General features: G+C 36.1%; 10 protein-coding genes. 6 read left to right on the top strand and 4 right to left on the bottom strand.

The annotated features are described in order from the left end of the window. The first annotated feature begins 3 nt into the window (after positions 1–3). The 4 genes from ACFOOI_RS04060 (at position 4) to ACFOOI_RS04075 (ending at position 5,601) form a co-directional block, all read left to right on the top strand. Positions 4–771, top strand: coding sequence for an O-methyltransferase (locus ACFOOI_RS04060; protein ID WP_379835364.1), 768 nt, complete (start codon positions 4–6; stop codon positions 769–771). A 131-nt stretch (positions 772–902) separates the two neighbouring features. Then, the gene (locus tag ACFOOI_RS04065) at positions 903–2,042 is read left to right on the top strand and encodes a DUF4249 domain-containing protein (protein WP_379835367.1); all 1,140 of its coding nucleotides are present in this window, start codon (positions 903–905) and stop codon (positions 2,040–2,042) included. Then, on the top strand, positions 2,039–3,181 hold the full coding sequence (locus ACFOOI_RS04070) for a DUF4249 domain-containing protein (protein WP_379835370.1): 1,143 nt from the start codon (positions 2,039–2,041) through the stop codon (positions 3,179–3,181). Before ACFOOI_RS04065 ends, ACFOOI_RS04070 begins: the two co-directional genes overlap by 4 nt. Positions 3,182–3,210: 29 nt before the next feature. After that, on the top strand, positions 3,211–5,601 hold the full coding sequence (locus ACFOOI_RS04075) for a TonB-dependent receptor (protein ID WP_379835372.1): 2,391 nt from the start codon (positions 3,211–3,213) through the stop codon (positions 5,599–5,601). An 88-nt stretch (positions 5,602–5,689) separates the two neighbouring features. Here ACFOOI_RS04075 and ctlX read toward each other — a convergent pair whose 3' ends face one another. Genes ctlX through ACFOOI_RS04090 form a run of 3 tightly spaced genes read right to left on the bottom strand, consistent with a single transcriptional unit; the run spans position 5,690 to position 9,458 of the window. Beyond that, positions 5,690–6,616: a citrulline utilization hydrolase CtlX gene (gene ctlX / locus ACFOOI_RS04080; protein ID WP_379835375.1), complete on the bottom strand. Its 927-nt coding sequence runs from the start codon at positions 6,614–6,616 to the stop codon at positions 5,690–5,692. Between the two features lie 21 nt (positions 6,617–6,637). Beyond that, positions 6,638–8,095, bottom strand: a complete 1,458-nt coding sequence (locus ACFOOI_RS04085) for an arginine deiminase family protein (RefSeq protein ID WP_379835378.1) — start codon at positions 8,093–8,095, stop codon at positions 6,638–6,640. Positions 8,096–8,126: 31 nt separating this feature from the next. Next, positions 8,127–9,458, bottom strand: a complete 1,332-nt coding sequence (locus ACFOOI_RS04090; protein ID WP_379835381.1) for an alkaline phosphatase D family protein — start codon at positions 9,456–9,458, stop codon at positions 8,127–8,129. 163 nt (positions 9,459–9,621) lie between these two features. Here ACFOOI_RS04090 and lysA point away from each other — a divergent pair, with 163 nt between their 5' ends. Together lysA and ACFOOI_RS04100 are read left to right on the top strand one after the other, a co-directional pair. Beyond that, complete coding sequence (gene lysA / locus ACFOOI_RS04095; RefSeq protein ID WP_379835383.1) at positions 9,622–10,857, top strand: diaminopimelate decarboxylase; 1,236 nt, start codon at positions 9,622–9,624, stop codon at positions 10,855–10,857. A 69-nt stretch (positions 10,858–10,926) separates the two neighbouring features. Continuing rightward, a complete protein-coding gene (locus tag ACFOOI_RS04100) occupies positions 10,927–11,934 on the top strand; it encodes a Gfo/Idh/MocA family oxidoreductase (RefSeq protein WP_379835386.1) in 1,008 nt (335 codons plus the stop codon). Positions 11,935–11,971: 37 nt separating this feature from the next. Here the strand turns inward: ACFOOI_RS04100 and ACFOOI_RS04105 are convergent, their stop codons facing one another. Next, positions 11,972–12,871, bottom strand: coding sequence for a nucleotidyltransferase family protein (locus tag ACFOOI_RS04105; protein WP_379835389.1), 900 nt, complete (start codon positions 12,869–12,871; stop codon positions 11,972–11,974). Between the last annotated feature and the right edge of the window lie 128 nt (positions 12,872–12,999).

Consider the following 12,999-nt stretch of genomic DNA (forward strand, 5'->3'; position numbering starts at 1 on the left):
TCTGTGTATTTAGACTTCATTAAGTATTATTTTAAGGCAAAAAATGCTCACGGCATACATTCGCCTTTTGTTTTTGATTTTTATAACAATGTTTTTAAGTCAAAAGAAAATTCGGATAAGATTGATAAAATAGAGCGTTTAAGAGAAAGAAATCTCTCAAATTCTGAAAAGATAGAAATCCAAGACTTTGGGGCGGGCTCGAGATTTTTCAATAGCAACAAAAGGTCAGTAGCTTCTATAACTAAAAGCTCTTCTAAACCACTAAAATGGGCAACTTTGATAGCCAAAATAGCCAAACATTACAATTATGATAAAATAATAGAGCTCGGCACTTCTGTTGGTTTTACTACAGCATACATATCTCAAATAAACCAAAATGCAACAATAGACACCTTTGAAGGTTGTCCAAATATCAATGCATTGGCTAAAGCGAATCACCGTGAATTGAGTATTTCAAATGTAAACTATCACGAAGGAAACATTAATGAGACCCTTCCGAAGTTATTGAGCGAAATAGAACATGTAGACCTCGTATTTTTTGACGCTAATCACCAATATGAGCCAACAATTCAATACTTTGAGTGGTGTTTAACCAAAGCTCATGAAAAGTCATGTTTTGTTTTTGACGATATTTATTGGTCAGAAGGCATGAAAAAGGCATGGAAACAAATAAAATCACATCCTCAAGTAAGAATATCGCTTGATTTTTTCTTTATAGGGATTGTGTTTTTTGACCCAAAACTATCTAAGCAAGGTTTTGTATTGAAGTAAAAATATTTTCATCTTCAAATTATTTCGTTTCATACTTTATAAGCAGCAGATTCAACTTCAAATAACCAAAGTTAAATATTTTTAAAGTACATTTAAGGTGTAAATTTATCAGTACCTTATTTTGCCTTTTAATGGTTAATCCAAAGTTTCTTTTCCTATTTATATTTTCTACCTTATTATTTGCATGTGTTGAGCCTTTTGAGATAAATTTAAATACAAAAGATAAAATTTTATTTATTGAAGCTGATTTAAACAACATTGACGATAACCAAAGCATAACCCTTCAATATAATTTCCCCTCGAATAGTAGTATCGAATATGTGGGAATAGATAATGCAAAAGTAGAAGTTATAGAAAACGGCAGCAACATAATCTCTTGCTCGTTTTCTTCGGAAGGTACATATCTTTTACCAACAAAATTTAAAACCAAAATAGGGGCAGAATATCAACTTCACTTTACGCTTGCTGATGGCAGCGAATACAAATCATCCATTGAAACTTCTCAAGATGTGCCACCTATAAGTAATGTTTACTCAAGATTTGTTTCTAAATCAATCGCATGGGAACAAAGCATGCTCGACGGTCACGAAATTTTTATTGACACCAAAGACAATCCCACTGAAGGCGACTTCTATTTATGGCAATGGAAAATGTATGAGAAGGAATCTTACTGCATATCTTGTCAAGGAGGAAAATACTACAACAACCCGCTTCCATTGGGCGTGTGTATAGACGATGCTAACTTAAAAAGAAGAAATATCACCTATGATTATCAATGTTCGGGCGATTGTTGGGATATAATATTCAGTAACAAAGTAAATATTATGAGCGACATTTATACCAATTCGGGTGAAATCAAAAACCGCTTGGTAGCTGAAATCCCATTTTTTCAGTTTAAAGAGTGCGTGGTCGAAATCCAGCAATTTTCAATTTCAAAAAGTGCCTTTGACTATTTTAATCTGATAATACAGCAAAACCAAAACAATGGCTCGCTAGCAGATACCCCCCCAGCAGGATTAATAGGCAACATAAAAAACATAAATAACTCCGTAGAAGCCGTGGGTGGCTTTTTTGTGGTCGCAGCTAAAACCACCTATAACTATTGGCTAAAAAGAGACGATTACGCGAATGGTACCGTTCCTTACGGTACACTTAATGGCAGAGCACCAAGCCCAGAATTGGCAGGAGCCGATACATCTCGACCGCCTTTTGCACCCTGTATAGAATCAAAAACAAGAACCGCCGTAAAACCCCAAGGATGGCTTAAATGAAAACTAAAACCTTATTAATTGTTGCATTTATTTTTGCAATCAGCATACCTATTGCATGTGTAGAGCCCATAAATCTCAAAATATCGACTAATGTCAGTATTTTGAGTATTGATGGAACCATAGATGATTCAGATCGTGAACAATATATCTCTATCAAAAAATCGCTACCGAGTAGCGGAAATGTCACCTATGCTCCAGAAAAACTTGCGAAAGTGAGCATTAAAGAAAATGGAAACAAAGTATACGACTGCGTAGAAAAAGCTCCTGGACTATATTATTTGCCTATTGGTTTTAAAACCATTGTAGGCAATACCTATGTTTTAAATATCACACTTAGCGATGGAAAAACGTATAAGTCAGAGGAGGAGAAAATGAGATCAACTCCTGAGATATCGCTATTAAGTGTAAAATTTGAACCTGAAGGTATCACAAGAGGAAACACAAAACTACCGGCACACGCAATCTATCTTGACAGTAAAGACTCTCCCGAAACAGGCGATTATTATCTCTGGTCATGGAAATTATTTGAAAAACAGAATTATTGCAAAACATGTGAAGGAAGTTATTACGTGACATATCCTGCCCCTCAGGGGAAATGTATTGAAACTGCAGCATTAAGAGAAGCAGAAACCATTTACGATTATGCTTGCGATGGCAATTGTTGGGATATTTTTAAATCGCAGGATATAAACATAATGAGTGATGTTTATTCGAATGGAAACGAAATAAAGAATAGGCTCATCGGTAAAATTCCGTATTTCCAAACAAATGGATTTCTGATAGAAGTCACCCAGCAAAATGTAAGTCCTTCTGCGTTTAGATATTTAAAGATACTTGCAAGCCAATCTCAAACAAATGGAACGCTTGCCGATGCACCACCAGCTGCTTTGATTGGGAACATTACCAACATAAACGATAAATATGAAAGTGTGGGAGGATACTTTAGAGTAGGAAACGCTAAAACAAAAAGACTGTGGGTAAATAGAACAGATGCTATTGGATTTACCCCACTCGGATTTTACGGAGGTAGATTAGTAAATCCCGAGCCAGCGGGTGATGACCCGAATAGGCCTCCAAGAGCAATTTGTGTAAAATCTGAAACTCGCACTCCCGTAATGCCTGAAGGCTGGAGGTTTTAATTATTGATATTTTAATAAAAACAGAAAGAATGAAAAAATATATACTTGGGATCTTTATTATCATATTGACAACTAACGCATTCGCTCAGAATATCGTAACAATTTCTGGCCAGGTTTTAGATTCATTGACTGCCGAGCCACTAATAGGAGCATCTATAAATGTCAACTATGGCCAAATGAACCTCACCACAGATAACAAAGGAAAGTTTGCTTTCTCTTTTCCCAAAAAAGAAATGGCAATAGTTATTAAATTTGTAGGTTATAGGCCTTGGAGAACTGTAATTTCTGGTCAAAGTGACAAGGTGTTTAACATTCGTCTTCAACAGGTTTCAAACGACCTTGAAGAAGTACTAGTAAGCACCAAAGGTGCCGACGCGTTGGTTAAAAGACCCATTTTAGGAGTAAATTCTCTTAATATTAAAACTTTAAGTAAAATCCCGACGGCATTGGGAGAAATAGATATTTTGAGAGGCCTACAAATGCTACCCGGTGTAACCAGCGTAGGTGAAGCTGCAAACGGCGTAAATATTAGGGGAGGAGCAACTGACCAAAATTTGATTTTGTTAGACGACGCACCTATTTTTAATCCTACCCACATGTTCGGTTTGTTTTCGGCATTTCCTTCTGAAGCAGTTTCTAGTTTTGACTTGTACAAAGGAAATGTACCCACACGTTTTGGGGGAAGAGCAGCTGCGGTTTTAGATGTAAGCTTGGCAAATCCATCCTTAGAAAAATTTAAAATGTCAGGTGGAATTAGTCTAGTTTCTAACCGCATTAGAATAGAAACCCCAATCATAAAAGATAAATTAGGTATTTTGGTTTCAGGAAGGGGAGCTTTTAATGACTTTTTGCTTCCTTTGGCATCTGACAAACTCAAAAACATAAAAGCGAAGTTTGGCGATGGCTCATCTAAGATTTTCTATAAACCCAATAACAAAAATACGTTTACGCTCTCTACTTATGTTTCCAAAGATTTTTTCCAAACTGACGTGTTGGGTTCTATAAACGAAATTAACTCAACAAATACCCAATATCAGTACCAGACGGTTAATAACACCCTAAATTGGTTTCATGCCATAAATAATAATTTAAACCTTCAAACTAAGTTAATTACCTCAAATTATAGACCTGAAACACTATTGCCAGAGTTAAATTCTGATAATAAAGTGAAAATAAAATCAGGAGTTAACTACAGACAGTTTAAGTCCAATCTTAATTATTTTAAAGGCAAACACAAATTAGAAGTAGGCTTCGACGCGATAAATTATTTGATAAACCCAGGAGAATTAGACCCAGGAGCCAACCCAAACATTACTTCGGTAAAAACCCAAAAAGAAAACGGCCTTGAAACTGGACTTTATATAGAAGATGAAATAGAACTGGGGCCAAAGCTATTGATAACGGGGGGCGTCCGATATTCTTACTTTATGAATTTGGGACCGGGTTCATACAGAGAATATGCTACAGGATTGCCACGTGACGAAATCTCACTTATTGATACGGTGTTTGTAACTGGCAAAAAAATCATGAACTCATATGGAGGTTTTGAGCCAAGATTTGGATTAAGATATCAATTAGACGAGCAAAAATCTATAAAAATCGGGTACAATTTGATGAGGCAGTATTTACAGGTTGTAACCAATACCACAACACCTTTGCCAACTTCGAGGTGGAAAACTTCTGATGGATACATAAAACCACAAGTGAGTAAACTATATACGATTGGGTATTTTCAAGAGTTGGAACAAAAAATTTATGAATTCTCAGTTGAGGCATATTTGAGGCTCACTAAAAATATAGTGGACTATAAGCCGGGTGCCGATTTCTTATTACAAGAATATCCTGAGAGTCAACTTCTACAAGGAAAAAATAGGTCGTATGGTTTTGAGTTTATGATATCGAAAAAGAAAGGTGAACTAACCGGTTGGGCAAACTATACGTATTCCAGAAGCTTAAATATGGTGAATGAGGGACCAGCGGTTTCGCAACAAATAAATTTGGGAGATTGGTACAGAGCAAATTACGATAGACCACATTCGGTAAATGCCACAGTGGTTATTAACCAAGGTTCACACCATGATTTTTCTTTTAACTTTACTTATAGTACCGGTAGACCATTTACAATGCCACAAGGCTTTATTCAGTATCAAGACAGGTCTTATCCGTTTTATTCTTTGAGAAACAATGCCCGAATTCCTGACTACCACCGCCTTGATTTCGCATGGAATATTTATAATCCATCGATGGATCCTAAAAAGCGTTGGAAAGGAAACTGGACTTTTACTATTTATAATCTTTATGGGCGAAAAAATGCGTATTCGGTATTCCTAAAACCACGCGGAAACATTATTGACGCTTACAAGCTTACGGTATTTGGAGCTCCGTTGATTTCACTTTCATATAATTTCAAATTCTTTTAATGATTAAAAAGAGAAATTTGAATTGAAAATCTGACAAAAAGACATAAAAATGCCCAGTAAGAAATTTCTCACTGGGCATTTTATTTATTTATTTCTTTACTAACAGGTTTTCTGCAATCATACATCTAGCAGAGCCACCACCCATAGTTTCTATATATCCGAGGTCTACCGCTATTATCTCAGCTTTATCTTCCAAGTTTCTGATTTGTGCTTTTGTCAAAGAATTATGAGCTTTTTCTGACATAATCAAAAAACGTTTTTCTGAAGCATTTTTTACCAAAAGCATATTTCCGGCGAAATTCTCCATTTGATCCATCGTGATTTCTATCACTTCTTTTGAGGTAGCTTCTAGTTTTTTCTTTACTTTAAGGCGTTCGTCTAAGTCAGTGATGGCATCCAAACAAATCACACAGAAAGTCTCTCCCATGCACATCATTACGTTTGTATGGTAAATAGGCACTCCGTTTCTATCATTGGCCGAAAACGTAACTACTTCGTAGCCGTTCATCTGTTTCTGCCACGCTTTTAACACATCTTGGTTTGTTCTGGTAGATAAACATGCGTACGCTACACGGTGCATTCTGTCAAATACCAAACTGCCTGTACCTTCCAAATATTTTCCTTCTTTTTCGAAGTGTGTAAAGTCCAAAATCACATCTAAATCAAAATCTTTTTTAAGATAATCCAAAATATCCGTTCTTCTTTCAGCACGTCTATTTTCTGCCTCCATTGGGTACAAAATAGCTTTTCCGCTAAAATGTAAGGAAAGCCAGTTATTTGGGAAAATGCTATCCGGAGTATGTGGCTCTAAGGTGTCTTCAAAAACTTTGACGTTAATATCTCTAAGTCTTAGTTGCTCCACAAATTCATCAAATGAGGTTTGAACTGCAATTTGAAGTTCGTTTTCATCTACTTTTACATCATTTTGAAAGGCATTTGATTCCGCAGTTTGCTTGTTACTGCAGAAGCGAACTGGCCTTATCATTATTAGGTTTGAAGTTACTTGTTCTTGCATTGTTTTATATTTGGTTTGTTGTTAGTTCTCAAAAAAAGGTTTTCTCAAAATAGGCATACTCATACAATGTGAGCCACCTCTAGCCCTCGAAAGTTCCGCCGAAGGCAACATAATTACGGTGTTTTTCATTTCAGAAGGCACTTTGCGTCCACTTTCAAAAAGCTCTAGAATATCTTCTACCCGATAGATTTCAAAGCCTTTTTCCTGAAAAGCCTCCATGGTTTTATCATTTCTGTCATAACCAACAGCTACACCCTCTTGAATTACCAAAAGGTTACAAGAGTCAGTCCATTGCTCACGAGCTCCGTATGGAAAAGCATTATTACCCGAATATATAAACTCTACAGGTTCTTTACATTTTAAATCAACTTCTGAGACATGTTTGAGCAGACTTTCTAAGTTTTCAAAAGAGCGATGTTTTACAACGCCTTCTTCTTTATAAAACTGCTTAATCAAAATTTCCTCGTGGGTAATTCTTTGGCCCAATTCGTCCCAAACGAGCTCCTTATTAGCAAATTCGTTAGTTCTGCCCAATGAACCTAATAAAACCCATACGTTTCGTTTTATTTGGGTAAAAATAGTGTCTATGTGCATGTAGTCTCTTTTGGCGGGTATTTTTACCAATGAGACTTTTTTTACGATGTCTTTTTCAAAAAGCTTATTTATCACCTGTCTGGCAGCCTCTACAGACGTTCTTTCAGAAAGGCCTATTAAAAGGTGATCGGGACCAACCATCATTACGTCTCCGCCTTCTAGCGTATCCACACGTGTGCTCTGCTCGTCTTCTGGCAATAAAAAATGATCTTCGTCTTCCTCTATTTCTATTATTTTCCCCCTTAAATCCTCAAAAAATGGGTGATTGAAAAAAATATACTTGGCCAAAAGCGATTCTCTCGAACGAGCGGCTTTGGCGGGTTTGTTTAATAATATATGGTCGTTTATTACGATACCGATATCACGCGTAAAAATTAGGTTTGGAATAGGAGGGAAAAACATTTCACCTTCGTTTGTCATTCCGGTAATCAATATTTTGGAAAGTTCGGTGGTTTCATAATCCATGAATTTCTTCATTTCCACGTATGAACATTCCTCTATTGCACTTACTGCGGCCACTAACTGTGGTTTTACCTCAGGCATTTTGAGTACATCTGCCAAAAGCGTTTCAAACTCAATAACTTTGTCTGAATTAAAATAATCAGGCGAACTTGGCTTAAAAAATCCTCTTTTAGTATCTGCCTTAATTGCAGCGGCTTTATTCTGAATTTTTTCTGGGTCCAAAAAATACAACAACAGTTTTACGTAATAGTCATATTCTTTTTTTCGCATAGTGTCAAGGTGAATAATGTCTTCAAATAGCCAATCTTGGGCTTTAGAAGGCACCACTTTACCCAATCCACTGTCAGGACTGTGTATAATTAAGCGTTCTAGTTTTGTAATTTCCGAATCTACATAGATTCTCTTCTTTTCGGTTGTATTCATTTATCTGTCTGATGAAGTTTATGTAAGGTCTTTATTTGGCTCTTAAATCGCGAGCCTTTATCTCATAGTCCCATTTTTTATTTCCTTGGCCATCCATGATATTGATTTTAAGTACACGATCAGTTCTTTTGCCTGATACTTCTAAAATACCAAAAGTCTGCGAATTGTTCACTTCCGTACCTTCAACTATTGTTTTAGTCTCGTATTCCTCTTTGATAGGTGAACCCGCCGAAGAAGTTAAAGGCGAAACCGTTAGGTCATATAAAGGATAATTTGATCCTCTTTCAAGTTTTTGAAGGTTAGTGTGATGACGATCTCCCGTAATGAAGATTACACCAGATATTTTATTTTTCTCAATTTCGGCTAAAAGTCTTTGCCTTTCACCTGGAAAGGTGGCCATATTTTCAAAAACTGGAGCAGGGTTAACAACCTGCCCGCCAACAATCACAAATTTAAACGGAGCGGTAGAAGTAGCCAAGGCCTCGATTAACCATTTAAGCTGTTTTTCGCCAAAAAAATCTTTATTTTCGTCTAACAAATTGTTTGAAGCTCTGAAATACCTATTGTCAGTTAAGAAAAACTGTACATCTTCCCACATAAAAGAACCAGTTACTCCTTCGTTCTCAAAAATATAGTTTTGATTTCCCCAGAAATTCTTAAACGACTCTAAGGTCATGTTTTTGCCCCAAAATGTTCTGTCAGAATCATTTGGACCGAAATCATGATCGTCCCAAATGGCATAGTGATGGACATTGGCCCAAAGTGGTTGCAATTCTTTTTGACTTTTAAAGTGCGTATACCTATGATTGATTCCCGTTTTAGTAAACCAATCTACTTCTCTCAAATAAATATTATCGCCACCCCAAACCATAAAATTTGGCTTTTGGTCATATATTTTTTCAAAAATACGAATATCCTTTCCGTAAGGTGTGCCGGGGCGGTCTACTTCTGTTTCATTGGTATATGTGCAACTTCCAACTGCAAATTTAAACGCAGGCGGGTCGGTTCTAAACTGCCAAAGTGTTTGGGTTTGGAACTCCATTGGGTAGTTTCTAACTACTTTTTTATTATTTACATATACCTCATAGCCGTATTTTTTTCCTGGCTGCACTTGGTCAGCTATTTGTTTGGTTACAAAAGCCGTATTTTTAGAAGTAGATGCTTCATCTGTAAAATATTTGACTGCAGGTGCTTCTTTATCCCAGTAGCAAAACTTCACTTTTGCCGCCTTTTCAGTTTGCACCCACAGCAAAACCTCTTTCATATCGGAGTACCCAAGCATGGGTCCTGACTTAATCTGAGCGTAAGCATTTTGAAGAAAAAAAGAAAATAATACTAGTAAAATTCTAAAATTTGATTTCATCTGTTGATTGTTAGTTTTTGGCAATTTACAAGAATCTTTTATAAAATATATTAGGAAAAAATTAAGAATTCACAATTTTAATCAAAGTATCAATATCTAAAGCTCTCATAATATCAAGAATATTTAATTCTAATGCCTATTTTTGCGAAAAAATAAATTTTAGATGCACTTAGCGAATAATCAATACGTAATTCAAAACACCCCAGTTTTAGACCTTTGCAATGAATTTGAAACGCCATTATATGTCTATGATGGGAGTAAAATAGAAGAAAAGGTTAACATCTTAAAAAGTACATTTTCGGATGTAAATATGAAGATTAAGTATGCGTGTAAAGCCAATACCAATATTTCAGTATTGAAACTCATGAAAACTTTGGGTGTAGAATTAGACGTGGTTTCGCCTCAGGAGATTCAACTTGGCCTAAAAGCAGGTTTTAGTCCAAAACAAATCACTTTTACCTCTAGCGGTGTATCTTTTGATGAGATAGAAAATAGTGTAGAAAATGACGTTTTGGTAAATATTGACAACTTGCCAACCCTAGAAAAGTTTGGAGAAAAATACGGCAATACCGTTCCCGTAATGTTAAGAATCAGGCCGAATGTAGTTGGAGGTGGAAACCTCAAAATTATGACGGGTCACAAGGATTCGAAATTTGGAATAGCCATAGAGCAGAAAGACCAAATTTTGGCTTTGGTAAATAAGTACAACCTTGATGTAGTGGGCTTGCACCAACATACCGGTTCTGACATAAAAGACGGACAAACATTTGTAGACGCGGCAAAAGTGATGCTGGAATTGGCGTTTTCATTTCCAGACTTGAAATATATGGATTTTGGTGGTGGTTTTAAGGTTTCCTACAAAGAAGGAGACGCCATAACCGATATGGCCGGATTGGGAAAAATATTAACCCAAGAGTTTAAAACTTTTTGTACCAAATATGGAAAAGAACTTGAACTTTGGTTTGAGCCAGGCAAGTTTTTAGTGAGTGAGTGCGGATATCTTTTTGCAGAAGCTAATGTGGTTAAAGAAAACCCAACGTTTACATTAATTGGATTAAATACAGGTTTAAATCATTTGATTAGACCGATGATGTATGATGCCTATCATGAGGTGATAAACGTTTCAAAACCTACACAAGCCAAAGACACCGAATACAATGTAGTGGGTTACATATGTGAGACAGATGATTTTGCAAAAAACAGAATGATGCCTTCGGCCGACCAAGGCGACGTATTTTGTTTTTTAAACGCAGGAGCTTATGGCTTTACTATGGCTTCAAACTATAACAGTAGATTCAAACCTGCTGAAGTTCTTATTTACAAAGAAAAAGTACACCTTGTTAGAGCAAGGGAAACCATGGAGGATATATTAAAAAATCAGATTTTAGTAGAACTATAAATTCGCTTTTCTGGTACTTTATATTAAAAATGCGATTGTAAATTTAAATTCAACCAAAAGTATATAAATATGTTAAATGTAGGATTAGTTGGTTTCGGGCTATCGGGTAGATACCTCCAAGCACCTTTTTTTCAGATTAGTAGTTACTTTAATTTAAAAAGTATAATTACTTCGCAGCCCATACCTCAGGAGTTATTTCCAGGAGTAGGGAAGGCATCCGATTTTCAAGAATTGCTTGATGACACTACCATAGAAGTGGTTTCGATTTGTTCGCCTAGTAATACACATTATGACTATGCAAAAAAAGCACTCAATGCTGGCAAACATGTTTTATTAGAGAAACCTATGACTGCTACAGCTGCAGAAGCTAAAGAGTTATTGGACCTAGCAAAAGCTAAAAATAAGGTATTGTATGTTTTTCATAACAGAAGATTTGACAGTGATCTAATGACTGTCAAAAGAGTGATAGAGTCTGGTATGCTGGGTGAAATATTGAGTTTTGAAGCTCACTTTGATAGATACAAGCCAATTTTGAATCCTAAAAAATGGAAAGAAGCAGCAACACCTGCCAACGGAATTTTATATGACCTCGGAGCTCACTTAATAGACCAAAGCATTTACCTTTTTGGAAAACCACAAAGTGTAACAGGAGAAGTATTTACTCAAAGAGAAAATTCAGAAATAGACGATGCCTTTGATTTACGATTAGACTACGGCAAACTAAAAGTTACCCTAAAGTCTAGTCTAATGGTAAAAGACCAAGGACCTAAATACGTAATAAACGGCACGATAGGCAGTTTTACCAAATACGGAATGGATGTTCAAGAAGATCACTTGGTGAGTGGCTATTGGCCTCACATGAGCGGCTTCGGAGTAGAACCGAAAGCAAATAACGGAACAGTAAAAACTAATTTGGCAGGTTTAGAAATGGAGGGAAAAATAGAAACCTTTGCAGGAAACTGGGGGTATTTGTTTGAAGACTTTGCTAGCGTAATTATCAACGGCACAGAACCTATCATAAAAATAGAACAAGTTATTGACCAATTAGAAATAATTGAATCTATAAAAGCTAAATAACAAAATAGGCCTGAGTTTCTGCTCAGGCCTATTTTCTTTACCACAACTTCGAAGGATACTTTCCTTTTTCTATCAATTTACTTAGTGCATCTTTCACTAACTCTTTATCTTCCGGATAGGTAACTCCAAACCAGTCAGAAGCACTTTCAAAAACCTTGCATTTCCCTTGTTCGGTTTCAATCAAATGACTGATTACTTTAGGTATATAAAATTCCGCTTTCGGAATATTAAAGTTTTCCTTTGCGTATGCCTCAAATAGGGTTTTAATTTCTGGAAAAACACTTGGCATAAAACCCCAGAAATTCATTGATACAGGCGTATTTTCTCCCAAAACTTCAGGCTCACCATTGTCTAGGAAAACAATCTTTCCGTCTTCTTGTCTCACAATTTGTGTTCTCTCAGTAACAATTTCTAAGAACCCATTTTCGTCGGTTACACAAACCCCTCTAGACACAGAACCATTTTCAGAAAGTGTATTTTTAATTTGATACCCAATCATACCATGTACGGTTTCATCGGTATTTGAACTTAAAAAATCTGACATGGTTTTAAACGCCTCAAAACCATAAAAGTCATCGGCATTGATAACCGCGAAAGGTGTTTTGGTGGCATCCCACGCACACAAAACCGCGTGACCTGTGCCCCAAGGTTTTGCTCTTTCTATTGTTCCTAGCTCAGTAGGTACATATGATGCATTTCCTTGTATTGCGTATTCGTAATCTATTTTCCCTTTTAATTTAGCTCCAAAAGTGCTCTCAAAATCAGCTCGTAATTCTTCTCTGATAATAAAAACTATTTTTCCAAAATCAGCCCTAATAGCATCAAAAAGAGAATAATCTATAATGGTTTCGCCATTTGGCCCGAAGCTATCTAATTGCTTTATTCCGCCATACCTACTGCCCATTCCAGCAGCTAAAATCAATAATGTTGGTTTCATTAAATATGTTTTTTTTCTCAAAACTAGTAATTTTCTCTGACAATGGCTTTCTAATATTTTAACCTTTTGTTTAAAACTACTTTTTCTTATTTAAGGGAGTCAGAATTGGTATATCCTCAAATATTGAC

The sequence above is a fragment of the Lacihabitans lacunae genome (assembly GCF_042649125.1).
GTDB classification, from domain to species: domain Bacteria; phylum Bacteroidota; class Bacteroidia; order Cytophagales; family Spirosomataceae; genus Leadbetterella; species Leadbetterella lacunae.